Annotated in this window: 13 protein-coding genes and 4 pseudogenes; 11 read left to right on the top strand and 6 right to left on the bottom strand. The window is 64.0% G+C overall.

Annotated features, from left to right (window positions below; all coding sequences use genetic code 11):
• Positions 1 to 42: 42 nt before the first annotated feature.
• Positions 43 to 444: a hypothetical protein gene (locus N0Q91_RS30350; RefSeq protein WP_275599110.1), complete on the top strand. Its 402-nt coding sequence runs from the start codon at positions 43 to 45 to the stop codon at positions 442 to 444.
• A 38-nt stretch (positions 445 to 482) separates the two neighbouring features.
• Here N0Q91_RS30350 and N0Q91_RS30345 read toward each other — a convergent pair whose 3' ends face one another.
• Complete coding sequence (locus N0Q91_RS30345; protein WP_275599109.1) at positions 483 to 1,274, bottom strand: LytR/AlgR family response regulator transcription factor; 792 nt, start codon at positions 1,272 to 1,274, stop codon at positions 483 to 485.
• The gene (locus N0Q91_RS30340; RefSeq protein WP_102763301.1) at positions 1,262 to 2,413 is read right to left on the bottom strand and encodes a sensor histidine kinase; all 1,152 of its coding nucleotides are present in this window, start codon (positions 2,411 to 2,413) and stop codon (positions 1,262 to 1,264) included. Before N0Q91_RS30340 ends, N0Q91_RS30345 begins: the two co-directional genes overlap by 13 nt.
• 228 nt (positions 2,414 to 2,641) lie before the next feature.
• Here N0Q91_RS30340 and N0Q91_RS30335 point away from each other — a divergent pair.
• From N0Q91_RS30335 to N0Q91_RS30305, 7 genes and pseudogenes are all read left to right on the top strand, one after another.
• Positions 2,642 to 9,488: pseudogene (locus tag N0Q91_RS30335) on the top strand (autotransporter outer membrane beta-barrel domain-containing protein).
• A 199-nt stretch (positions 9,489 to 9,687) separates the two neighbouring features.
• Positions 9,688 to 10,599, top strand: a complete 912-nt coding sequence (locus N0Q91_RS30330) for a sulfurtransferase (RefSeq protein ID WP_275599107.1) — start codon at positions 9,688 to 9,690, stop codon at positions 10,597 to 10,599.
• Between the two features lie 107 nt (positions 10,600 to 10,706).
• A complete protein-coding gene (locus N0Q91_RS30325; RefSeq protein WP_275599106.1) occupies positions 10,707 to 11,921 on the top strand; it encodes a YeeE/YedE family protein in 1,215 nt (404 codons plus the stop codon).
• 381 nt (positions 11,922 to 12,302) lie between these two features.
• A pseudogene (locus N0Q91_RS30320) lies at positions 12,303 to 12,881 on the top strand (DUF6969 family protein); the annotation flags it as partial.
• Between the two features lie 565 nt (positions 12,882 to 13,446).
• Positions 13,447 to 14,874, top strand: coding sequence for an ISNCY family transposase (locus N0Q91_RS30315; protein WP_275596165.1), 1,428 nt, complete (start codon positions 13,447 to 13,449; stop codon positions 14,872 to 14,874).
• Positions 14,875 to 15,478: 604 nt separating this feature from the next.
• Positions 15,479 to 15,706 (top strand): CopG family transcriptional regulator, encoded by a 228-nt coding sequence (locus N0Q91_RS30310; protein ID WP_080636789.1) that lies wholly within the window; start codon positions 15,479 to 15,481, stop codon positions 15,704 to 15,706.
• A complete protein-coding gene (locus N0Q91_RS30305; RefSeq protein ID WP_275599104.1) occupies positions 15,703 to 16,149 on the top strand; it encodes a TA system VapC family ribonuclease toxin in 447 nt (148 codons plus the stop codon). Before N0Q91_RS30310 ends, N0Q91_RS30305 begins: the two co-directional genes overlap by 4 nt.
• Here the strand turns inward: N0Q91_RS30305 and N0Q91_RS30300 are convergent.
• Complete coding sequence (locus N0Q91_RS30300) at positions 16,146 to 17,051, bottom strand: LysR family transcriptional regulator (RefSeq protein ID WP_275599103.1); 906 nt, start codon at positions 17,049 to 17,051, stop codon at positions 16,146 to 16,148. The two genes, N0Q91_RS30305 and N0Q91_RS30300, sit on opposite strands and share 4 nt — an antisense overlap.
• 94 nt (positions 17,052 to 17,145) lie before the next feature.
• Between N0Q91_RS30300 and N0Q91_RS30295 the strand changes: the two genes are divergently transcribed.
• The 3 genes from N0Q91_RS30295 to N0Q91_RS30285 all read left to right on the top strand — a co-directional run bounded on the left by N0Q91_RS30295 (position 17,146) and on the right by N0Q91_RS30285 (position 20,243).
• Positions 17,146 to 17,472 carry a nuclear transport factor 2-like protein gene (locus tag N0Q91_RS30295; protein ID WP_102763395.1) on the top strand — a complete coding sequence of 109 codons (327 nt, stop codon included), beginning with the start codon at positions 17,146 to 17,148 and terminating at the stop codon, positions 17,470 to 17,472.
• A complete protein-coding gene (locus N0Q91_RS30290) occupies positions 17,469 to 18,257 on the top strand; it encodes an SDR family oxidoreductase (RefSeq protein WP_018099177.1) in 789 nt (262 codons plus the stop codon). The genes N0Q91_RS30295 and N0Q91_RS30290 overlap by 4 nt, the downstream gene beginning before the upstream one ends.
• 204 nt (positions 18,258 to 18,461) lie before the next feature.
• Complete coding sequence (locus N0Q91_RS30285) at positions 18,462 to 20,243, top strand: monovalent cation:proton antiporter-2 (CPA2) family protein (RefSeq protein WP_275599102.1); 1,782 nt, start codon at positions 18,462 to 18,464, stop codon at positions 20,241 to 20,243.
• An 81-nt stretch (positions 20,244 to 20,324) separates the two neighbouring features.
• Here N0Q91_RS30285 and N0Q91_RS30280 read toward each other — a convergent pair.
• From N0Q91_RS30280 to N0Q91_RS30270, 3 genes and pseudogenes are all read right to left on the bottom strand, one after another.
• A pseudogene (locus tag N0Q91_RS30280) lies at positions 20,325 to 22,551 on the bottom strand (xanthine dehydrogenase family protein molybdopterin-binding subunit).
• Positions 22,548 to 23,524: pseudogene (locus N0Q91_RS30275) on the bottom strand (FAD binding domain-containing protein). Before N0Q91_RS30275 ends, N0Q91_RS30280 begins: the two co-directional pseudogenes overlap by 4 nt.
• Positions 23,521 to 24,144, bottom strand: a complete 624-nt coding sequence (locus tag N0Q91_RS30270; protein WP_275599101.1) for a (2Fe-2S)-binding protein — start codon at positions 24,142 to 24,144, stop codon at positions 23,521 to 23,523. Before N0Q91_RS30270 ends, N0Q91_RS30275 begins: the two are co-directional and overlap by 4 nt.
• Between the last annotated feature and the right edge of the window lie 22 nt (positions 24,145 to 24,166).

Genomic DNA, 24,166 nt, shown 5'->3' with positions numbered 1-24,166 from the left:
CCGCAGCGCCGCGTTTCGCGGGGCTTCCAGGGAGAGTGTGTGATGAAGCGCCCTACCGACCGCCGCACGGTACTCTTGACCGTCGGAGCTGCCGCCGTCGCCGCCGTCGCCGGGCCGGTCGCCGCGCAATCGACGGATATCCGCGGTGCAGTCACCTTCGAGGGTAGCGCGGTCATCCCGGAAGGTCATCTCGAGATTTATCTCGACGACCCTGCCATTCAGGACGAGACGCGGCGTCGCGCCACGCAAACGCGTATCAAAAGCGACGGAAAATCGAAGTCGATAGCATTTTCCTTGCCGTCGCCTGCAAGCGCGACGCCTTCTCCGACGCGGCGGATCGTGGCGCGTCTGGAGCGTGCGGACGGCTGGCTGATTGCGCGCGGCAGCACACAGCTGGAGGCGGGCTCGCCTGTATACGTAACACTCAATGCAGTCATTTATTGAAGGCCGGCAGCAGTCTCCGACGGCGCCGGTCTGATCGGTCAAGCGGGAGCGTCATTCCCGTCAGATACAGTTTTCACTCGCTGGACTCCGTCGAGCGCACGCCGCAAGCGCGTGGTGGCGACTCGACCGAGCATGATGGGCGCAAGGGACCGCCCGAGCGACAGGAGCGAGCGCCCTTTGTCGTGCGTTCTCACGCGTACCACCCGATCCAGATTTATCATCAGGGAGCGGCTGACGCGGAAGAATGGCGGCGTCGGAAGGTCTGCGCCGCATTGGCCGAGCAGCCGGCACACCAGATAGTCCCGCCCATCCGCCATCACGATGCGCGTGAAGTCCGCTTCGGCGGCGAGCATGGCGATCCCGTCTGTCGGCAGGACGACTGTTTGGCCCGCCATCCTGATGTGCAGGCGTCTCCTGTCGGGCGTGGCTACCGGCGCTGTTGCCGTGTCCTCGATCTTGCCGTCAAGGTCGTGCGCGCGCCGATAGCGCCGCAGCCGGTCCAGGGTCAATGCCAGACGTTGCCGCTCCACGGGCTTCAGCAGGAAATCCAGCGCTGCGACGTCGAACGCCTGCGGCGCGTAGGTGCCGTGTCCGGTCACGAAGACGATCGCCGGCACCTGATCGAGCCGCTTGATTAGGCCGAATCCGTTATCGTCGCCAAGATCGATGTCGAGGAAGATCGCATCTGGCCGCAGGGCATGCGTCAGTTGCTGCGCCTGGTCCAGCGAACCGGCTTCGCCGATGACTTCGACATCCGGGTGCGCTTGGATCAGACGTTTCAGCCCTCGCCGGGCCGGCGGCTCGTCGTCGACAACCATCACGCGAAGCATGCATCCCCCCTCAGCATCAGGCGCGCGATCACGTTGTCGCCGGCCTGGATCAGTGTCAATGCGTGACCGAGCGGATAGTGCAGTTCCAGCCGGCGGCGAATGTTGGCGAGACCGATGGCCGGGCGGTCACGTTCGCCCGCTTCCAGCCTGCCGGGATTGCTGATCTCGATGACGAGGTCGGCGTCTCGACGCTCCACGGTGATGCCGACCGCGAAACGGCTGGCCGACGAGCGCAGTCCGTGCTTCACGGCATTCTCCACCAGCGGCTGCAGAATGAGATGCGGCACGGCGATCGACCGGGCCGCGGGGTCCACCTCGACCATCAAATCGAGGCGGCCTTCGAACCGCAGCTCCTGGATACGGATGTAGGCGAGCATTGCTTCGATCTCGTCCGAGAGCGGACAGATGCGACGCGTCTGGTTCTCGAGCAAATAGCGCAGATAGGCCGTGATCCGGTGGATCATCTCGAGCGCCGTGTCCGGCTCCTCGGGAATCTCCATCGCGACGGTGTTCAGCACGTTGAACAGGAAGTGCGAATCGAGTTGCAGGCGCAACTGGTGAAGCTCGGCCCGCAGCGCCTCCTCGCGGGCCCGGTGGCGCCGGATCCGTTGCTTTCTCGCGTCGGCATCCGCCTTGATCCAGAGATAGGCAAGAGACCATCCCAGAAAGATCAGGGTATAGTAGATCGCCGGGATCACCGAGCCGTTGGCGCCGTAGTCCGGATCGATGTTCGGCTGCAGGATGTCCTTTATTCCGTTGGCGATCAGCATCTGCAGCAGGCCACCGGCAATCGAGAGCGCCAGGGCGACCGCGACGACCGTCAGCGTGACGCCGCCGATCCGGTGGCGAAATACCCGGTAAGCAAGGGTGGTGAGCGCGAAGCCGAGCGGCTCGAGAACGGCGGTCAATGCAAACGCGAACGCCACGTCCTCGAATGCGAGAATACGGCTCACGACGGCAAACAGCGCGCCGAAGAGCCAGCCGGCCGTCTGCGCCCGCCAGAACGAACCGAGCGCACCCACCAGAACGGTGCCCGACCTGTCGGTTTTTCGCGTCATCCGGCTCCGCCCGGAGCTCGGATCCGCGATGTGGCCTCCACTCAGCTCGCGACGAGGATCGGGCTCGGCAATGACAACCATCGAAGCTGTAATTCCCTAATTGCCGTCATCCCCGGGCTGGATTGGTCTCTTCACCGAGTAGATCGACCGGTTCATCGAATAGGGCGTGTCCATGCGCGGAGAGCGCATCATTAATACCTATGAGGAGTCGCATATTCAGTGCGTCGCACACTCGCACGTTGAACATGGCGGTGCAAGGCTTGCCGCCGTGTCTCGCTGTACGGGCGCCATTTTCGGGGGATACATCGGATGAAGCACGCCACCAGAAGCAGGAAAGCCCGGCCGAGGTCTTCGCTCACAGCATTCCGGCCCGGCGACCAAGCGGCGCTTCCGTCCGAGCGGAACACCTCGCATTTTTTGTTCGTGCTGGCCGTGGGTCTCGGCGGGGCGGCCCTGGCCGGCGAGGCGTATGCGGGTTGCAATGGAAGTGCAACCCAGACGATCGGCCAGGTCGACTATGGATACACATGGTCGGCCTGTTGGGGCGACAGTGGTGTCGATGACAAGGATGAGAAGAACGGCGATCCCGGAGCGAACATAACGATCGACACCCAGGCCTCGTACACGGCCGGCGCCAGTCTCCCTTACACCATGCCCTGGGATTCCGTCGGCGGTGTCATCATGACATACACGATGGGAGGCGCTGGCGTCGACGAGGGAAGCGCCGGCGCAGGGGGCGCCGTGACGATCACCAATTACGGGCCCATAACCCTGACCACCTCGACGGATCCAGGCTCGATCGGCAGCCTGATTTCCGCAACGAGCTTCGGCGGCTCGGGGGACGGGGATAACGACAATTACAAGTCCAATGGTGGGGCAGGCGGGTCCGGAGGCGCGCTGACGATCACCAACTACGGCGCGCTGAGCGTAGAGTCGCTCAGCTCCAATACGGCCAGGGGCATGGCCGGCATCCATGCCGTGAGCAAGGGTGGCACCGGCGGCAACCAGAACAGCGGCGCGGCAGGCGACCAGTTCGGGGGCGGCGGTAGCGGCGGAAGCATCAGCATCACCAACACCGGGCAGGTGAATCTCGGCAGCGCGACCAACCCGCTGAACGGGCTGGACTATGTCTGGGGTCTCGCCGCCCAATCCATCGGCCAGGCGGGGGGCACGACAATGGCGCGGGTGGGGCAGGTGGCGCCATCCGCATCACCAACGGATCAACCGGCGGAAATGCCTCGGTCGGTGCGATCAACATCTACTCGAACAGTGCCGACAGCGTGCGCGGCATCTATGCGTTCAGCCAAGGCTCCTATGGCACGGCCTCTCAGGATTCATCCGACAATGGCGGCGCCGGCGCGGACGGCGACCAGTTCAGCATCGACACCTATTCCGACATCACCGTGGTCGCCACCGGCTCCGGCCCGAACGACCTGTCCGGCGGCATCGTTGCCATCAGTCAGGGTGGTGATGGCGGCGCCGGCACCAAGTCAACGACCGGAGGTCGTGGCGGGAACGGCTCTGCGTTCAACTCGACCCTGAGCGTCCAATCGGGTGTCACGGTTTCGACGAAAGGCGATTATGTCGCCGGCGTCGTCGGGCTGGCCCAGGGCGGTAGAGGCGGCGACGGCGCCAGCGGCGAGAAGGACAGCTCCGGCGGTAAAGGCGGCGACGTCGGCGAGATTCAGATCAACGTCTATGGCGGTTCCATCGAGACCGACGGCCTCGAGGCCTACGGCCTGCTGGGGGAAGCATCGGCGGTCAGGGAGGCAATGGCGGCGACGACACGGCCCTTGTCGGAACGAGCGGCGGCGGCGGCTACGGTGGCAATGCCGGCGGTGTCGGCGCGTATGTCACTGCTGGCTCCAGGATCACGACGACAGGGGACTTTTCGGCTGCGGTCACCCTGCATTCGATCGGCGGCGGCGGCGGCACGGGCGGCGATTTCACCGACGTGCTCGGCGGCGGTGCCGGCAATGGCGGCAATGGCGGCGATGGCAATACGGCCACCATCAACAATGCTGGCGGGACGATCGACACCTCGGGCGACCATTCCTATGGCATCCTGGTACAGTCGATCGGCGGCAGCGGCGGCACCGGCGGCATCGCCGACGGGCTGACGCTCGAGCTGGGTGGCGATGGCGGCGACGGCGGGAAGGCCGAGACGGCCAGCGTCCAGCATACCGGAATCATCACCACGACCGGCTATTCCGCGCACGGCATCATCGCGCAGTCGATCAGCGGCGGCGGCGGCGCTGCCGGCACGGCGGGCGGGGTGCTGTCTATCGGAGGTACCGGCGGCGCCGCCAACTACGGCGGTACTGCCGAGGTCCGGAGCTCGGGTGCCATCAGCACCGCCGGCGACGCGGCGATCGGCATCATGGCGCAATCCATCGGCGGCGGCGGCGGTTCAGGTGGCGGTGCTGAAGGCATCGCGGGCGTCGGAGGCTCGGGCGGCGCCGGCGGCTACGGTACTCATGCCAACATATTGCTGTCCGGCGGTTCGGTCACCACGCAGGGAGAAATGGCGCATGCGATCATGGCGCAGTCGATCGGCGGCGGCGGCGGCAATGGCGGCAATGTGATCGATATGTCGGTTGCGGTTCCGGGGCTGGGCGTCGGCGGCAGTGCCTCGGGTGGCGGTAGCGGCGGATGGGTCTGCGTCACCAATGCGAATCCCAGCAGCGATTGCTCCGCAGGTTCCGGAGCGCCGCAGCCCGTCACGATCGCGACCGGGGGTTCCGGAGCGGTCGGCATTCTCGCGCAGTCGATCGGCGGCGGCGGCGGCAATGGCGGCAACGCCACGGGCGGCGATGCCGGGTTCGGCAGCTTCCAGATCGGGGGCGGCGGTGGCGGTGGCGGCTATGCAAATACCGTGGATGTCGGCTTCCAGGGCCTCAGCCTGATGACCGGCGGCTCGCACGCCGCGGGCATCGTGGCGCAATCGATCGGCGGCGGCGGCGGCACCGGCGGTACCGCGAGCTCCTATTCCGCAGGTCTCGGCTTCACCGCGTCGGTCGCCGTCGGCGGTACCGGTGGCAACGGCGGGTACAGCGACAAGGTTACAGTGCATCTGACCGACAGTTCCATCTGGACCGGACAGGACGACGGCGACGTGACCGATGCCATCGGCGTGCTCGCGCAGTCGATCAGCGGCGGCGGCGGCAGTGGCGGCTCTTCGATTGCCGACGCCCTCACCGTGGCGGTGCCGACCGGTGAGGACGTCTCCCTGGCGATGAGCGTCTCCACGGCGGTTGGAGGCAGCGGTGGATCGTCCCATGACGCCGCCGCGGTGTCACTGACGCTCGACGGCAGCACCGCGGTCTCCACGAAAGGCGCTTCGTCGCATGGCCTCGTGGCGCAGTCGATCGGCGGCGGCGGCGGCAATGGCGGCAGCGCGTCGTCGATGGCCGCGACGGCGGGCACGGTGGACACGGTCAGCGCCGACATCGGCGTCTCGGTCGGAGGCTCGGGCAGCGGCGGCGGCAATGGCGGTACCGTCACGGTCGATCTCGATGACAGCGCCTCGGTGGCGACGGTCGGCGACTATGCCAATGCGATCGTGGCGCAGTCGATCGGCGGCGGCGGCGGCAATGGCGGCGTCGGCAGTGTCAACAGCAAGCAGATCGGCAGCGGCTTCAACCTGACGGCAAAAGTCGGGATCGGCGGATCGGGCAGCGGCGGCGCCGGCGCCGGGAACGCGACTGTGACGCTCGACGGCGGAACCAGCCTGCAGACCAGCGGGTCCGGTTCGCGCGGCGTGCTCGTTCAGTCGATCGGCGGTGGCGGCGGGACTTCGCAGGGCGCCAGCGTCGGGCTGTCGGCCAGCGCCAGTCTGCCCGGCGGCGGCGAGGAAGCCGAAGAATCGGAAGAGGGCAGCGGCGCTTTCTCCGCATCTGTCGACGTTTCGCTTGGCCGCACCGGCGGCAGCGGCGGCTCGGCCGGCACGGTCGACGTCACCACCGCAGGTAAGATCACTACTTTTGGCGCCGATGCCGACGGGGTATTGGCGCAGTCGATCGGCGGTGGCGGCGGGCTGGGCGGCTCGGTGGGGCAGGCTACTTCCGACGGTTCCGAGCCGCTCGACGACGAGGGAGAGAGCGATTGCTCCAGCATCGACGGCGATGGTGAATCCGGCTACTGCTTCGGAGTCAGTGTCGGCGCGACCATCGACGACGGCGGCACTGGCGGGACGGCCGCAAACGGCAACGCGGTCACGCTGACGCATGCCGGTCGCATCGCCACGCTGGGCGACTGGGCCGACGGCATCGTCGCCCAGTCGATCGGCGGGGGCGGCGGTGCGGGCGGCACCTCCACCGCGTCCGGAAGCCAGGCAACGGCAAACATCACCGTCGGTGTCGGCGGCAGTGGCGGTGCGGGCGGCAATGGCGGTGCGGTCGACGTCACCTTCGACGACAATCATGGCAACAGCATCAGCACCGCGGGATACAGCGCCTATGGCGTGCTGCTGCAGTCGATCGGCGGCGGCGGCGGGCAGGGCGGCGATGGTTCCGACCAGGCGGCAGGCAGGATTACGGTCGGCGGCGGCTTCGGCGGCAGCGGCGGTGCCGGCGGCAGCGGCGGTACGGTCACTGCGAAGGGGTGGATCAACCTTTCGACGAGCGGCGATGACGCGCACGGCATCGTAGCGCAGTCGATCGGCGGCGGCGGCGGCGTCGGCGGCGCCGGAAGCAGCACCGCCGCCGAAAAAGAGCACAGCCACACGATCGATCTCGTTGTCGGCGGCAGCGGCGGTGTCGGCGGCAGCGGCGGCGAAGTCGATCTCAGCGTCGGCACGACTCTCAACACTTCGGGCGCACGGGCATTCGGCCTCGTCGCCCAGTCGATCGGCGGCGGCGGCGGCATCGGCGGCGCTGGCGAGGCCGACAGCATTGCCTCGCTGGTGGTGGGCGGCTCGGGCGGTGGAACAATAGACGGCGGCGCAGTCACGGTCGACCTGACGAGCCAGAGCTCGATCACGACGCGGGGCATAGCCGCCCATGGCCTTGTCGGCCAGTCGATCGGCGGCGGCGGCGGTGTTGGCGGCGCCGCCTCTGGTGCACCGCTCTCTTTCACCGGCAACAGCCCCGGCAGCTACGGTGATGGTGGCAACGTCGCCGTCACGGCCGACGGCAGCATCTTCACGCGCGGCGACTACGCCTTCGGCGTGCTGGCGCAGTCGATCGGGGGCGGCGGCGGCTTCGGCGGCAATGCGACGAGTGCCTTTATCGGTTCCAACGGAAATCTCTCCTCGGACGGCAAGAGCGGCAATGTTACCGTCAGCCTCGCTGCCGGCAGGACTATTCAGGCGTCCGGCAAGGACTCGATCGGCATATTCGCGCAGAGCGATGCAGGAACGGACAACAACGGCACGGTCGATGTGACCGTCAGTGGTACTGTCACCGGCGGTTCCGGCGACAACGGCGCCGGCATCTGGGTTTCGGCCGGTAAAAACAACGTGTTGACCGTCAACTCCGGAGGCAGCGTCTCGGCCGCTTCGGGCGTCGCCGTTCAATATACCGCCGGCGTAAACTCGCCCGGAGACAGCACCCTGATGGTGAACAACGCCGGTACGATCAGCGGCAGTGTGAAAGGAGCCTTGCCCGTCGCGGCCAAAATGTCGAGGGTGGCCCGCTTGGGCGGCGACACGGCGGTCTCCGTCGTCAACGAGGCAGGCGGCCTGCTGGCGGATGCGGAGATCTACGAGGCTGACGTAATGAATCATGGCAGCCTCACGATCGGTCGTTCCGGCGGTATCGACGGCACCCGGATCACAGGCAACCTCACGCAGGACGCAGGTGGGCTGCTGGGGATCACCGCCGACTTCGCCGGCTTCCGTATGGACCGGCTGATCATCGACGGCGACGCCACGCTCGCCGGCAAGTTGACGGTGAACGCCATCAGCGTCCTGCCAGACATCAGCCTGCCGTTCCTCACTGTCGAAGGCGCCCTGGACCATTCGTTGAGCGCCGAGTTGTCGATCTTCGATTATTCCATCAGCCGGGCGGGAAATGAGCTGTCGGTTTCAGCGGATTCGGCTCACTTCACCGATCCCGGTGCCGTGCTGAACGAAGACCAGAACAACGTCGCCGGTCATCTGCAGCAGGTTTGGGACGCCGGCGGCGGTTCCTTCGGCACGCTTTTCGGCACGCTCGGATCTCTGGCCGACCACGATTCCGGCGACTACGCGGCTGCTCTCTCCGACATGTCGCCCGGCATTTCAGGCGCGGCCGCGGCCGGCAGCATCGCCATGACGCAGCAGCGTCTCGACCTGCTATTGAGCTGCCCGATGTTTGCCGATGGCACCTCGGCTCTGGTCGAGACGAGTTGCATGTGGAGCCAGGCCGGCGCACAAACACTGGACCAGAAGGCCGGCGGCGGCGTGTCGGGCTTCGATACGACGACCTACGCTCTTCGGGCGGGGGCCCAGGTGGAGGTGTCGCCGGACTGGTTCGTCGGCTTCGCCGGCGGCTATGACCGCAGTTCCATTCGCGGCGACGACGGCCGGGTCAACGCCGACGGCGACATCATCTATGCCGGCGCCTCGCTGAAGCATGAGATCGGCCCATGGCTGCTGTCTGGCGCCGTCGCCGGCAGCTATGGTTGGTACGACAACACGCGCACGATCCGCATTCCGGGCTTCGCCGGCCAGGCCGAGGGCGATCCGGAGATCTACAACCTCAGCACCCGGGTACGCGCCGCCTATACCTTCGCGCAGGAGCCCTATTATGTGCGGCCTCTGATCGATCTCGATCTGATCTACTCGCATGCCAGCGGTTATCGCGAGGCGGGAACCGGCGCGCTCGACCTTCTGGTCGACGACGCCGGCCAATGGAGCTTCCACGCAACCCCGGCTGTCGAGGTCGGCACGCGGGTCGAGGTGAACGAAACGACGGTGATGCGGGCGTTTGCAGGCGCAGGAGTGAGCTTCAGCACGGTCGACAGCTGGGATACCTCGGCCCGGCTGGCCGGTGCTCCGGCCGGGATCGGCATGTTCGACAGCGAGGTGCCGCTGGCAGACGTGGTCGGGCGGGTAACCGCGGGCATCGATCTTGCAACGGATAGCGGCTTCGGTCTCCGCGTGGAATATAACGGCTCATTCTCGGACACCTACAACAGTCATGCCGGTTCGCTGCGCTTGAGCCACAAGTTCTAAGGAAACGACTGGAGACAATGCAGCTGCACAGGAGCAGCGGACGCTCCCGGCGGGGCGTCCTCGACGCGGCTTACCGCATCGCTGGTACCGTACAGAAAGATTTTCCAAGAGTTGGCGGATCTCCAGCCAAACCATGTCCTGACTCGACGTACATCGCGGGATAGATGAGGTTCACATATGAATTCGGGAGCCTCACGAAATGCGCATCGCATCATTTGCCTTCACGCTGTCCTTCCTCGCCTCTTCAGCGCTGGCTGCCGACATCAGTCCACTCGTAGATGCCGAATGGGTCAAGGCGCATGCCGGCGATAAGGACGTCGTCATCCTCGACATCCGCGACAAGGTCGCCGAGACAGAACTTGGCGACAAGCCCTATATACAGGGCGCGGTGGTCGCCCCCTATGCGAGCGCCGGTTGGCGTACCGAGGTGGGTGGCGTCCCCGGCATGCTGCCGCCGCTGGAGCAGATCACCAAGTTGATCGGCGATCTCGGCATCGACGATGACGATCACGTCGTCATCGTGCCCTGGGGTACGGATTCGACTGAGTTCGGTGGCGCGACCCGCGTCTATTGGACGTTCAAATATCTCGGCCATGAGGAAGTCTCGATCCTCGACGGCGGGTGGCGGCAGTACGACGCCGCCGGCGGGGCCCGTTCCGCCGAGGCAGTAAAGCCCGAACCGGCGACGTTCCACGCCGAGCCGCAGGAAAAACTGCTGGCGACGACCGAGGAAGTCGCTGCCGCGCTTAAGGCCGGCGTCAAGCTCATCGATGGCCGGCCGGCCGAGCAGCACGAGGGCAAGTCCAAGAGCCCGGTCGTGCGCGCCAACGGCACTATTCCTGGATCGATCAATATCGAGCACTCCAAGCTCTACAGTCAGGACCACGCGCTTTTCGCCCGACCCGAAACTGTGAAGGCCCTGACCGAGGCCGCCGGTCTGGCTGCGGAAGAGGAAAACATAGCCTTCTGCAACACGGGGCACTGGGCATCCGTAACATGGTTCGCCCTGTCCGAGGTGCTAGGCAACAAGAACACCACCATGTATGACGGCTCGATGGCCGAATGGACGGCCGACCCGGCGCGCCCCGTCGAAAACAAGTCGGGCACCTGACGCCAGCGGACCGGGACCGATCCGCTGTAGCGGAAGAACAGGCGAATGTCCGCAAGCTGCGGACATTCGCGATTTGACCAATGCCGCACAAGCGGCAGGAATTCGAAATGACCGACATTTCCTTTGATCGTTCGCGATATTTGCCGCCGGCGATTGTCGACCGTGGGCCGGCGCTCGTAGCCGGCGGCGCACTGCTGATAGGCTTCCTCGTCATCGCGCAACTGATCGATCTGCGGCAGGCGGCCCTCTTCGTCGTCGGCGGCATGTTGGGGGTCGCTCTTTATCACGGCTCCTTCGGTTTCACGGGCGGGTGGCGCCGGATGGTGGTCGAACGTCGCGGGCGCGGCATCCGCGCCCAGATGCTGATGATCGGCGTGGCGGCATTGGCCATGATCCCGCTGATCTCGGCAGGCAGCCTCGGTGGCCAGCCGCTCGTCGGCGCGCTGGCGCCGGTCGGGGTCTCCGTACTCGTCGGGGCTGCCATGTTCGGGTTGGGCATGCAGCTTGGCGGCGGCTGCGGTTCGGGCACATTGTTCACCGTCGGCGGCGGTTCGGCCCGCATGCTCGTCACGCTTGCCTTCTTCATCGTCGGCGCGCTCATCGGCTCGGCGCATCTTCCGTGGTGGCTGACCCTTCCATCCTTCGGCACGATCGATCTCGGCCGGCAGCTCGGGACCGGCACTGCCATCCTCGCGACGCTCGCAGGGCTCGGCCTCGTTGCCCTGGCGACGGCGCTGATCGAGTGGCGCGCGCATGGCAATATCGAAAGGGAGCCGGAACCGTCGCGTGCGGGTTGGGCCTGGCTGCTTTACGGTCCATGGCCTCTGGTGGGGGCAGGGCTGCTCATGGCTTTGCTCAACGTCGCCACGCTGCTGCTTGCCGGCCATCCCTGGTCGGTCACGTTCGGCTTCGGTCTGTGGGGGGCCAAGGCGGCGCAGGCGGTCGGCGTTCCGGTCGCGACGTGGGAGTTCTGGAGCTGGCCGGGGCCGCAAGCGGCGCTCAATGCAAGCGTCCTCGCCGACGTTACATCGGTGATGAATTTCGGTATCGTTCTTGGCGCGGCAGCCGCCGCGAGTCTTGCCGGAAAATTCGCGCCGAAGGCAAAAATTCCGTTTGGCTCCATGCTCGCGGCCGTCGTCGGCGGTCTGTTGATGGGTTATGGCGCACGGCTTTCCTTCGGCTGCAATATAGGCGCGCTGTTCTCAGGCATCGCTTCGGGCAGCCTGCATGGCTGGCTGTGGTTTGCGACTGCCTTTGTCGGCTCGTTCGTCGGCGTCTGGATGCGTCCGCTTTTCGGTCTCGACGGGTTCAAGAAGAAATGACGACAAGGAACACGCTTCTTTTCGGTGCAGCGCTGGCGGCAGCGACCGCCGCTGTGGCAGTCGATCACCACAGTCATCCCGTTCCGCGCGCCCAGCCGGCAGCGGCCTCCGGTTCGGCGGGAGGGGCGGCGCCCTGTGCCGCAGGTGCCCCGTGCGCCGCTGCCGCGCCTTGTGCGGCCGGTGCGCCTTGCGCCGCCGGAGCTCCGCTCGCGGCACCACCTCCGCCGCCCGCGCCAGTGCCCATCGCGCCTTGTGCCGCCGGGGCACCCTGCACGGCAGCGGCACCCAAGCTCGCGCCGCCGCCGCCGCCGGTTCCCCTCCCGACCGAGAGCAAGAAGCTTCCGCCGCCTCCGCCGCCCATTCCCTTGCCGGACCGGGAAAATGGCTGAGCAAGCCATAGAACTCGCGCGCCGCGAGATCGCCTACTGCGAAACCTTGCTCGCCAAGGGCGGTCTCAACGTGCTCAGCGAGACCTTTCGCGACACGGCTGAAATCAAGGCCTGGGACCACTACCCGACAGGCGATGTGTTCGACCCGACGAGCGGCGCTCAATGGTTCTATCACTGCCACCCGGCTGAAGAGGGAGCGGAAGAACACGGCCATTTCCACTGCTTCTTGCGACCGCAAGGACCGCAAGGGCCGATCCACCATCTTGCGGCTGTGGGGGTCGACGCTCACGGACGCCTCCTGCGGCTTTTCACGGTGAACCAGTGGGTGGTCGGCGATGACTGGCTCGGCGCGGAAGGCACGATCGCTCTTTTGCCGCGCTTCGACGTGCAGATGCCGCGGCCGTCTTATCTCGTGAACCGTTGGCTGACGGCAATTTTCGCCGCCTACGAGCCGCAAATAACCGAACTGATCCGCGAGCGTGACCGCACCTTGCTCACACACCGCCAGCCTGAAGGCGTCGAAGCGCGCCAGGACCGCGCGCTGGAGGTAGCTTCGGAGTTCAAGCTTTCGGGTGGCTACATGTGGCGAACGAGGATCAAGCAGATCCCGTTAACCATACCAAAGCTCCAAAGAGTGCGGTTTCGGCTCCGAAACTGGGTGAGTGAGTGACTGGAAACGCCTGTAATCACAGGCGTTCTATGGAATCGTTGCTACCGACCCGAAGGTACAATGTGCCGTGCGGATCGGAAAGGTACGAGCTGGCAGCGAAGTGCGTCCAGTCAGAGAAGCGGCCCAGGATAGCCTTCTGTTGCGTAAATCCCTGAGGCGGACTTGGTGCGTGGACTCGCTTCAGCATTTCAAGATTTGTCTTGCGCGCGCTATCGCGTCGTGAAGATGCGGATCAGGTCCAAGCATCTTGTTGTCATTGAGCAAAGCAACGGAAACAAAACCTGCGTTGTGTTCCATAAGATAGATTATCTGATTTTTGCATGTAGCGGCAGTTTAGAGATGCGACATATGAGCCAGTTAGAGATGCGACAGTCGTCGCCTCTCGGGATGCTGGTCAAACGTCAACGTTTGGAAGGAAGACTGGCGACGTGAAGCGTGGTTGAGACCATGAGCGTTCGGAGTCGTCATGTCTTGTTTGATCACCATGTCGCAGAAGGAATTGCATCGTCTTGAACTCATACAGCGGATTCGCGGTGGCAGCCTGACCGTCGTCGAGGCGGCCGCGTTGCTTCGTCTCAGCCGCAGTCAGGTCCACCGGCTGTTGCAGGCCTATGACCTGGACGGCGCCGACGGTCTCGTGTCGAAGAAGCGCGGCCGTCCGAGCAACCGGCGTCATAGCGAGGATTTCCGCAACCTGGTGCTCGATCTGGTGCGTGAGCATTACGGGGATTTTGGACCTACGTTGGCCGCCGAGAAGCTGCTGGAACGCCACCGGATTGCCGTCAGCAAGGAGACGCTGCGTCAGTGGATGATGGAAGTCGGCCTCTGGGTGTCGCGACGCGAGCGCAAGAAGCGGGTTTTCCAGCCGCGCGGCCGGCGCGATTGTTTCGGCGAACTCGTTCAGATCGACGGCTCGCTTCATTGGTGGTTCGAGAACCGCGGTCCCAAATGCGCCCTGCTCGTCTATATCGACGATGCCACCGGCAAGCTGTTGCACTTACGCTTCGCCGGATCGGAGAACACCTTCGACTATCTGCACGCGACGAAGGCCTACCTGCAGCAATGGGGCAAGCCGATCGCCTTCTATAGCGACAAGCATGGCGTCTTCCGCACCACCCATGCTTCCAAGAAGGACAGAACCAGTGGCCTGACGCAGTTCGGACGAGCCCTTTATGAACTCAACATCGACATCATCTGCGCCAACACCCCGCAGGCCAAGGGACGCGTCGAGCGCGCCAACCAGACGCTGCAGGATCGCCTCGTCAAGGAACTGCGGCTGCGCGGCATCGACACGATCGCCGCGGCGAATGCCTATGCGCCGGAGTTCATGGCCGACTTCAATCGCCGCTTTGGCAAGGCGCCGCGCAATCCGAAGGACATGCACCGGCCGTTTGCCGCGCATGAGAACCTCGATGGCGCGATGTGCCGCAAGGAGATCCGCAAGCTGTCGCAGTCGCTGACGCTGCGGTATGACAAGGTGATGTTCATCCTCGATCCGACCGACCTCGCCACGGCGCTGGCCGGCAAGAAGGTCATTGTCTGCGACTATCCCGACGGTCGCCTCGAGGTCACCCATGAGGGGACGTCCCTGCCCTACAGAACCTTCGACACGCTGCGCTCGGTGCACCGCTGCGAGGTGGTTGAGAACAAGCGCCTTGATGACATGCTGGCGGTGGTGGCCGAAATGCAGGCCGGACGAGAGCAACAGCGCAGCAAGGGCGGGCCGCGCCGCACCGGCCAAACGGACCATATGTTCGGCATTCGCGACGGCAGCCAGAGCAATGGCTATCAAAAGCGCGGCACGAAGCCTGGCCGGAAGACGGATTTTACCAAGGATCCGGTGGTCATCGCCAAGCGCCAGCAAGCCCTTGCGCAGCTGAAAGCGGCGGAGTGATCGGGATGTCAAAGCTAAAGTTTATCTTGCAGCTGGAGCCATCCGCCGCCGACCGGGCTGCGCAACCCTGACCAGCTCCACCCGGCCGGCGGCTTGCGTCTCCGTACTTTGTAAATATAGCAACTTGCAAATGCAGTAATAATGGATAGGATGTTGTCGCGTTTCTAAGTTGACTACTTTGTCTCATCTTTAAATAGCTGTGACATTGCATGTAGCCGCAAAGTTAAAGTGTCCTGTTTCTGCAAAGTAAGAATGTCACTCTCCCGGCGGTTTGACGGCGGCCGCGTGGCCAAGGTAGCCAAGCGTCAGGTTCCTGAATTCCAGACAAGTGTTGGTCATCGCGTCCTCGGTGATCGACAGCGACTGCATGGGTGATGTTATTACGTTCGCCAATCGGAAGCGTAACGCAAAAACATACTCACCAACCGAACCGCCGGGAGCGCTGCCTCACGCGGAGACCCGTGTTTCGCGCAGAGAGGTGAGACTGTGATTTTTTCCGCCGTGAGCGGATCGGACCAATGACTGCGTCCCTTCGCCTCCACCTTGAGAAGGCCGACCTCGTCCTTTATATGATGCGTGATGACTGATGCGCAATGAGGCCGGTATGAGAACGACCCTGGCAATCGACGACGATGTACTGATCGCCGCAAAGGCGATGGCAGCCCAGCAGCACCGGAGCGTCGGCGAAGTCATTTCCGAACTGGCTAGACGTTCTTTGCGCAGACCGCGCAGCAGCGGCGAGCGCAATGGAATTCCTCTCTTATCACCTCAGCCGGATGCTCCGCCAGTGACGCTCGAGATCGTCAACGCCTTGCGTGACGAACTGCCGTGACTTTCCTGCTCGACGTCAATGTGCTGATTGCCTTAATCGATCCGGGCCATGTTGCCCATGACGATGCGCACGAATGGTTCGCGGCGACGGGTCAGACCGCGTGGGCTACCTGCCCCATTACCGAAAACGGCGTCATCCGGATTGTCGGCAATCCCAAATATCCGAATTCTCCCGGTTCACCGTCACTCGTGATGGAGATCGTCGGCAAAATGCGGTCGCTCCCCGGTCACAGTTTTTGGCCGGACGATGTGAGCCTTGTCGGCTCAGGTGATATCGCTCCCACGAAAATCCTAACTTCGGGGCAGGTAACTGATACCTATCTCCTTGCGCTCGCCAAGGCGCGTGGGGGGCAACTGGCGACATTCGATCGCAAGCTCTCAGCAGCGGCGGTCACGAGGGGTAATTCTGCCTTGCACCTGATCACTGCAACTCGGGTTCGTTAATCACTATCTCGCCGCGCAAGCTCACGAGCGAGTTCCAGAAAAGCTCTAACACCTGCCGAAAGATTCCGCCTTCCGGGGTAGTACAAGCAGAGACCCGGGTACGGCGGTGTCCAGTCTTCCAGCACTCGGATGACCCGCCCCGTCTTGATCTCCGGAAGAATGTCCTGTTCGAACAGGTAGCCGATGCCCGCACCTGCGAGCACAGCAGCCCGCGTGAGGCTGGCTTCATCGAGCGAGATCTGTCCCTCGACGTCGATCTGAACCTGCTCGCCGTCCTTCTCGAACCGCCAACGGTACGTCGAGCCGTCAGGTAGCCGGACGCGGATGCACTTGTGGGTAAGGAGATCCGGCGGCACCACAGGGACACAGTGCCTCTCGAAATATGCAGGAGACCCTACGACAGCGTGCCGTTGAGGCCGACCGAGCGAAACGGCGATCATGTCGCTGGGAACAAGTCCTGCGACTCTGACCCCCAGGTCGAACCCGTCCCGGACGATGTCGATCATCCTACCCTCCGTGACGATGTCAACGTTCATGTCAGGATATCGGCGCACGAACTCGAGCACGAGCGGCGAGATGATCGCGCGCGCGGCGAATGGTGCCGCGTTGATCCTGATCGTTCCGGAAGGTGTTTCGCGCTGCTCGCGCACGGTTTCCAGTGCGGCGTGGAGATCCTGCAACGACGGAGCGACATGTTGAATGAACAGGCGCCCCGCATCCGTCAGCGAAACGCTCCGCGTGGTGCGGTTGAACAACCTGACTCCCAGTGCCGACTCCAGCCTGCCGATCGTATGGCTCAGCGCGGTGGTCGAGATACCGAGATCGATCGAAGCGGCGCGGAACGTCCCGCGCCGGGCGATGGCGACCGCAGCTTCCAGTTCCTTCAGGCTGGCCTGCTCCATTGTCCCGATCCCTTCATCAGCGCATGCAAGTTAATCCCACTTATGTGACCAATATCTGAGTGCTAGATTTTCTGCAAGCAAAGGAGAGACACTCATGATCCCGCCATTACCCAGACCCATCGCGGACTATGTCAAAGCCAACGCACTTCTCGACGTTGACGGCATGCTGAAGCCATTCAGCGCGGATACGGTCGTGCTGGACAACGGACGTCGTTACGAAGGCCATGCCGAACTGCGGAACCTGCTCGTCGAGGCTGCAGGTGTGAAGGCGATCTTCACTCCGGACAGTGTGCGTCATGAAAACCTTCAGGTCGTGGTTGAAGGACCCGTCCACGGTGACTTCAAAGGCAGCCCGATCCGTTTCACCTATCGGTTTTCCCTCGAGAACGACGGGATAAAGGCTTTGGAGATCACGGCATGAACAGCAAAGTGGATCCAACCGAGTTTGCGGGGAAGCGTGTGCTGGTCAGCGGAGGCACCAAGGGCGCGGGCCGCGCCACTGTTGACCGCTTCCTGGCAGGAGGCGCCCGCGTGATTACCTCAGCCCGCGGAACACCAGAGTCCGTCGACAGCGTCGAGTTCGTCCGGGCAGACCTGAAGACGTCCGAGGGGGCAGCAACCTTGGCCAAGGCCGCCCTTGAGCGCTTTGGCGGCATCGACGTCCTGGCTCATGTTCTTGGTGGATCGTCGACACCAGGCGGAGGCTTCACTGCCCTTACAGACGACCACTGGCTGTCCGAACTGAACCTCAACCTCTTGGCTGCCGTCCGCCTCGATCGTTTTCTGATCCCGCAGATGATCGAACGCGGCAGCGGCGCGGTGGTTCACGTTACCTCCATCCAGTCGGTGCTTCCCCTGCCCGATGCCACCACCGCCTACGCTTCCGCCAAGGCGGCGCTCAGGACCTACAGCAAGTCCATCTCCAAGGAGCTTGGTCCCAAGGGGGTTCGGGTCAATGTCGTCTCCCCCGGCTGGATCATGACGGAGTCCTCCGTCGACCTGCTGAAACGTCTACAGGCGGCCAATGGTGGTACGATCGAAGAAGCACGGCAGCTAGTCCTCGACAGCCTTGGCGGGATCCCGATCGGTCGTCCGGCCGACCCCCACGAAGTCGCCGACCTCATCGCCTATCTGGCCTCGGACCGTGCGGCCGCGATCCACGGCGCCGAATTCGTCATCGACGGAGGCACCGTTCCGACCGTCTGAGGTGATCGTGCCGACGTCCGAATTCAAGGCGGACGTCGGCTGACGGCGTGGGAGATTGAGCGAGCGTGACGTGCAGCGAATTGAGGTTCTGTCGAAAGCGTTCGCGCTTGATTCAAACCCGGTTGAGTGGAAGGATGTCCCGGCCTCAACGGTCGCTGGTGCCGCTCTACGAGGCGCCCGTCATCTGGAAATTCGGAGCGAAATATGGCTGCTGAGTTCCACGGCATAGACCTGCTGCCGGTTATCGCCCTGCTTGGAGCGGCCGTCGTCGCGGCTCCGCTTTTCAAGCGTATCGGGCTCGGCTCTGTTCTCGGTTATCTCGCCGCCGGGATTGCCATCGGCCCCTTCGGCCTTCGGCTGCTCCAGGAGCCGTCATCCATTCTTCACGTCGCCGAATTGGGCGTGGTGATGTTCCTCTTCATCATCGGACTGGAGATGCGGCCCTCTCGCCTTTGGGGGCTTCGCCGCGAGATTTTCGGGCTGGGCATCGTACAGGTCGCCCTTTGCGCGATACTTCTGACGGGCGTCGGCGTTCTGACCGGCTTTCCGGTGGCCCCCTCCTTCGTCGCCGGCGCCGGCTTCGTGCTCACCTCGACTGCGATCGTCATGCAGTTGCTGGAGGAACGCCGAGAGATGGCGGCTCCGAAGGGACAACGCATCGTGTCGATTCTCCTCGTGGAGGATATGGCCTTCGTGCCCTTGCTTGCGCTGGTCGCGTTCCTCGCGCCGATCGTGCCCGGAAGCGTTGCCGCGTCCGGGGGGATCGACTGGCTTTCCATCGCGATCGGGCTTGCTTCGATTGCAGGCCTGGTCCTCGCCGGGCGTTATCTGCTCAATCCGCTTTTCGGCCTCATTGCAAGCGTCGAGGCCAGGGAGGTGATGACGGCGGCAGCGCTGATGGTTGTGCTCGGGTCGGCCTATGTCATGCAGCTCGGCGGTCTCTCCATGGCGATGGGTGCGTTCCTCGCCGGTGTCCTGCTGTCGGAGTCGACGTTCAGGCATCAGCTCGAGGCTGATGTGGAACCGTTCCGGGGCATTCTGCTCGGCCTCTTCTTTCTTGCGGTCGGGATGTCGCTCGATCTTAGCGTCATCGCTCGCAACTGGGCGATGATCCTCTTCTACGTGGCCGCCTACATGGTCGTAAAAGCCATCGTCATCTACCTGGTGGCGCGGCTCTTCAGGGCGTCCAACTGGGAGGCGATCGAGCGTGCGGTTTTCATGGCGCAGGGCGGCGAGTTCGCCTTCGTGCTCTACGCCGCGGCCCTCGGCACCGGCATCATCAGCGGCGAAGAGAACGCCATACTGACGGCGATCATCATCGTCTCGATGATGGTGACGCCGTTGCTGATCGCGGCGCTGCGCCTCGTGGAGAGGAACATTCCGCTGTCGACGGATGGCGTCGAGCGGCCCGAGAACCTCAGCGGCAATGTCTTGATCATCGGTTTCGGCCGTGTCGGCCAGATCGTGAGCCAGATCCTTCTTACACGAGGTCACGTCATTTCCATCATCGATACCGACGTGGAGATGATCAACACAGCCCGCGAATTCGATTTCAAAGTCTATTACGGTGATGGCAAGCGCCTCGACATCCTCCATGCGGCGGGCGCCGAGCGCGCTAATGCGATCGTGGTCTGCGTGGACAAGGCGGACGACGCCACGAAAATCGTAGAGCTCATCAAGGCCGAGTTCCCTCTCGTCCCGGTTCTCGCGCGTGCCTCGGACCGGCGGCACGCGCTGGATCTTATCGGCGCGGGCGCCGATTTCCACATTCGTGAGACGTTCGAATCCTCGCTGGTTCTCGGGCAGAAAACACTGGAGGCCTTGGGAGCGGATCTGCCCGAGGTCGCCGAAATCATCGAGAAGGTTCGGCAACGGGACGAGAAGCGGCTCGAGCTCGAATTGGTCGGCGGCCTCTATGCCGGGCGGCCGCTCTTCAGCGGCAAATTGGAGCCGGTGGAAGTGGTGCCGCCTGGTGGTTCGGCGTGAAGGAAGCAAGAGACAGCGCCGAAGCGGCGACCCTCATTCCCGTGACGCGCACAGGAATGAGGAGAAGAAAGCGGCTACATTCTACAGCAGGCTCTCGATCATTGTCGGCAGTTCATGCACCCGCCTTCCGGTCGCGTGATGAATGGCGTTCGAAACCGCCGCCGACATTCCCACAAGCGCGATTTCACCGAGCCCCTTTACCCCCAGCGGGTTGACGATCGTGTCTTCCTCATCGACGAAGTGGGCTTCGATTTGCGGCGTATCGAGGTTCACCGGCACGAGATAATCGGCCATGTGCGCATTGATCGGACGCCCGTTGCGCCTGTCGAGCACCGTTCGTTCCATGATGGCCATGCCGATGCCGCCGATCATGCCTCCGATACACTGGCTCGTCGCAAGCTTCGGGTTGACGACCCGGCCCACTCCGTAGGCGCCAAGGGCTCGCCTGACCTTGATCGTCTTCACGTCGGGATCGATGGCAACTTCGGCGAAGACCGCGCCGAATGAATGCATGGAATATTTCTGTCCGGTTTCGCCGTCACGGGCGGCAGTCCCCTCCCCGACGAGCGGGCTCTCCCCGCCATAGGACACGAGCTCGGCATAGGTGACGCCTCGATCGGACCGGCCTTTCACGAACAGCATGCCATCGCGCCATTCCAGCGCTTCCGGCGATTGCCCGGCAAGCCCCGCATTGCCTCCGGCTTTTGCGGCAAGCACGGCCGCCTTCGCCTGAAGATCGAGGCATGCGGCTCTGATCGCGGAGCCGACAGACGCCATGGTCATCGACCCACCATGGGGCGGCGTCGCCGGAAAATCGGAGCGGCCAAGAGAAAACCTGATTCGCTCGACGGGAATTCCCAGATATTCCGCGGCGACCTGCGTCATCGAGGTGTAGGTGCCCGGCCCCATGTCGCTTGCCGCCGCCTCCACCTCCACCGCCCCGTCGGGGAGAAGTCTTACTCGGGCGTTTGCCGGGGCAAACAGGCATGGATAAGAGGCGTTGGCCATTCCATAACCGATCAGAAGGCGCCCGTCCCGCATCGAGCCTGGCTCGGGCGTCCGGCGACTCCAGCCAAAGCGCTCGGCTCCGAGATCGTAGCATTTCAGCATCGATCGGCTGGAGAACGGAACCTGCCGCCCTTCGTCGATCTGCGGCTCGTTGATCCGTCGCAAGTCGATCGGATCCATCTGAAGCTTGTAGGCCAGTTCGTCGATCGCACATTCGAGCGCGTGGATACCGCTCGCCTCGCCGGGGCCCCGCATATAGGTCGGTGTGCTGGCGTCCAGGGGAATGAGACGATAGCTCGTGCGCACGTTCGGGCAGGAATACATGAAGCTCGTCACGGACGTGAGCGCCTCCATGAACTCCTCGTAACGACTCGTCTCCCCTGCCCCTTCGTGGACGATACCGATGAGCTTGCCGTCGGCCTGCGCCCCCAGGGCGATGCGCTGTAGCGTGTAAGGCCGATGCCCCGTTGCGAAGAACATCTGTTTACGGGTGAGCACGAGCTTTACCGGACGGTTGACGTGCCGCGCGGCCAGAGCCGCCAGGGTGACGTGCGGCCAGGTTCTCAGGCTGGTGCCGAACGCGCCGCCGATGAACGGGCAGTTCACCTGCACGTTCTCCGGCGGAAGCCCGAAAATGGCGGCGATCTCCGCCTGCTCGTTGACGACGAACTGGCTTTTGCTCCAGAGCGTCAGGCGGTCGCCGTTCCAGGCGGCGATCGTCGCGTGCGGCTCCATCGGATTGTGGTTCTCACGCGCAATGACATATTCGGCCTCGACTTTCACGGCCGCGGTTTCGAGCGCCTTGTCGGCATCTCCGCGGGCGAGATCGGCTTCGGCCCGGGCACCCGGCCGGCGCGCGACGGCCGGGATGACCCGCTCGCCGGCATGTGCATCGACCTGCGGCTGGCGGGCGGAGTAGGTGATCTTGAGGGCGTTGGCCGCATGCTCCGCCTGATCGAGCGTCTCGGCGACGACGATGGCGACCGGTTCTCCGAAGAAGCGTACCTCGGAGCCCTGCAGCACGTGAAGCCGTTCTCCCGCCGGCGGGTCGATAGGTCCTCGGTGTTCGTTGTAGGCAAGCCGCTGCGCGTTGATGTGGCTTATGACAGCCACGACGCCCGGCATTTTCTCGACTGCTGCGCTGTTAATCGATTCTCATTCGACCGAGCCCGACAGTACTGCCCACGATGACTGCGTGGGCTTGGCCTTCCTGGTTGAACTCGGCCGCGTATGTGGCTTGGCCAGTGACCTTCAGGCGGCCGTCGATGCGCGACAAGGATTTACCGATAGCCGTCGTCATGCCTCATCTCCTGCCATTTCGAGTGCTCGTACGATCGTTGCGGGAAGGAGTTTCACCTTGAACCCGTTCTGGGAGAGAGGACGCGTCTCCTCGGTCGAAATCGCCGCCGCGATCTCGTAGCTGGCGCGAGCGGCGGGTTTTCCCACCAGCGCCTGCTCGACAGCGTTCATGCGCCACGGGCGGGTGCCCACGCCCCCGCAGCGATGCGGACCTCTTGGATTGTTCCGTTCTCCACATGAAGAGCCGCCGCCGCCGATACGAGGGCAAACTCGTAGGAGGATCGGTCCCTGACCTTCAGGTAGCGCGCCTTTCTCGCATAGGGGCCGTTTGGGATCTGGACCTCCACGATGAGTTCGCCTGGTTCAAGCGTGTGCTCGAGATGAGGCGTCGACTCCGGAAGCCGGAAGAGCTCCTCTACCGGAATGGTTCGCTCACCGCGCGGCCCCTTCAAGGAGAGCGTCGCGCCCAGCGCGACCAGAGAAACGGCCAGGTCGGATGGATGTGTGGCGACGCAGTGCTCGCTGGTGCCGAGAATTGCATGGCCGGCGTTCAGGCCGTCGATTGCCGAGCATCCCGAGCCCGGTACGCGCTTGTTGCAAGGCGCGTCCAGCATTCGGAAATAGGGACAGCGGACCCGCTGCAGCAGATTGCCGCCGATCGACGCCACGTTGCGGAGCTGCGGCGATGCACCCTCGATCAACGTCTCCGAAATGAGCGGCTGCAATCTGCGCACGTCCTGATTGGCGGCGACCTCGGACATGCGCGCCAGCGCGCCGATGACGATCGCCTCATCCGTAGCCCGGATGTAATTCAGCGGCAGCCGATTGATGTCCACGATCTTTTCCGGCGTCTCCACCTCCTCGCGCATCAGGTCGACGAGGGTCGTCCCGCCGGCAAGATATCTGGCTCCGGCAGCGGCTGCGGCGATCGCTTCGGACTCGCTGGCCGCCCGTTGAAATTCAAAGGGTCTCATGTACGATCCTCCTTGGCAGCCTGGGCGACGGCCGCCACGATCCCGGGATAGGCCCCGCAGCGACAGATGTTGCCGCTCATCCAGTAGCTGATCTCCTCGGTCGAGGACGCATGACCCTCGCTGATGCAGCCGAGCCCCGACATGATTTGTCCCGATGTGCAATAGCCGCATTGAAAGGCGTCATGCTCGATGAAGGCCTCCTGCAGCGGATGCAGCGCCTCTCCTTCCGCGACGCCCTCGATGGTCGTGATCTTCGCGCCGTCATGCATGACGGCGAGCGCCAGGCAGGCATTGACGCGCTGGCCGTCTATCAGCACCGTGCAGGCCCCGCACGCACCCTGGTTGCACCCCTTTTTGGTGCCGGTCAGAGAGAGCCTCTCCCTCAGCATATCCAGAACCGACAAGCGGGGATCGACGACCAGCTGATGGACGCGACCGTTCACGGTCACTTCCAACGGCAGCGTGTGCGTGTCAGGCGCGGGCGTTGCGGTTGAACCCGCAGCTGCCTCGGCTGGGAGCGGCAGCGCCGCAAAGGCCACGGCTCCGGCGGTTGCCTGAAGCGCTTCTCGGCGTGACATGGCAAGACCTGGCGGATGCGTGTCTGCTGTTTCGTCAGTCATGAAAGGTCCCCTTCAGCTCAGT

The sequence above is a fragment of the Sinorhizobium prairiense genome (genome assembly GCF_029201645.2).
GTDB classification, from domain to species: domain Bacteria; phylum Pseudomonadota; class Alphaproteobacteria; order Rhizobiales; family Rhizobiaceae; genus Sinorhizobium; species Sinorhizobium meliloti_A.
Note: the sequence above shows the minus strand (reverse complement) of the source record. Positions and strands in the feature narration are given on the sequence as shown.

Excerpts from the sequence above, each read along its gene's own strand:
- N0Q91_RS30350 (WP_275599110.1), top strand. The coding sequence starts at position 43 with ATGAAGCGCCCTACCGACCGCCGCACGGTACTCTTGACCGTCGGAGCT.
- N0Q91_RS30345 (WP_275599109.1), bottom strand. The coding sequence starts at position 1,274 with ATGCTTCGCGTGATGGTTGTCGACGACGAGCCGCCGGCCCGGCGAGGG.
- N0Q91_RS30340 (WP_102763301.1), bottom strand. The coding sequence starts at position 2,413 with ATGGTTGTCATTGCCGAGCCCGATCCTCGTCGCGAGCTGAGTGGAGGC.
- N0Q91_RS30330 (WP_275599107.1), top strand. The coding sequence starts at position 9,688 with ATGCGCATCGCATCATTTGCCTTCACGCTGTCCTTCCTCGCCTCTTCA.
- N0Q91_RS30325 (WP_275599106.1), top strand. The coding sequence starts at position 10,707 with ATGACCGACATTTCCTTTGATCGTTCGCGATATTTGCCGCCGGCGATT.
- N0Q91_RS30315 (WP_275596165.1), top strand. The coding sequence starts at position 13,447 with ATGTCTTGTTTGATCACCATGTCGCAGAAGGAATTGCATCGTCTTGAA.
- N0Q91_RS30310 (WP_080636789.1), top strand. The coding sequence starts at position 15,479 with ATGAGAACGACCCTGGCAATCGACGACGATGTACTGATCGCCGCAAAG.
- N0Q91_RS30300 (WP_275599103.1), bottom strand. The coding sequence starts at position 17,051 with ATGGAGCAGGCCAGCCTGAAGGAACTGGAAGCTGCGGTCGCCATCGCC.
- N0Q91_RS30295 (WP_102763395.1), top strand. The coding sequence starts at position 17,146 with ATGATCCCGCCATTACCCAGACCCATCGCGGACTATGTCAAAGCCAAC.
- N0Q91_RS30290 (WP_018099177.1), top strand. The coding sequence starts at position 17,469 with ATGAACAGCAAAGTGGATCCAACCGAGTTTGCGGGGAAGCGTGTGCTG.
- N0Q91_RS30285 (WP_275599102.1), top strand. The coding sequence starts at position 18,462 with ATGGCTGCTGAGTTCCACGGCATAGACCTGCTGCCGGTTATCGCCCTG.
- N0Q91_RS30270 (WP_275599101.1), bottom strand. The coding sequence starts at position 24,144 with ATGACTGACGAAACAGCAGACACGCATCCGCCAGGTCTTGCCATGTCA.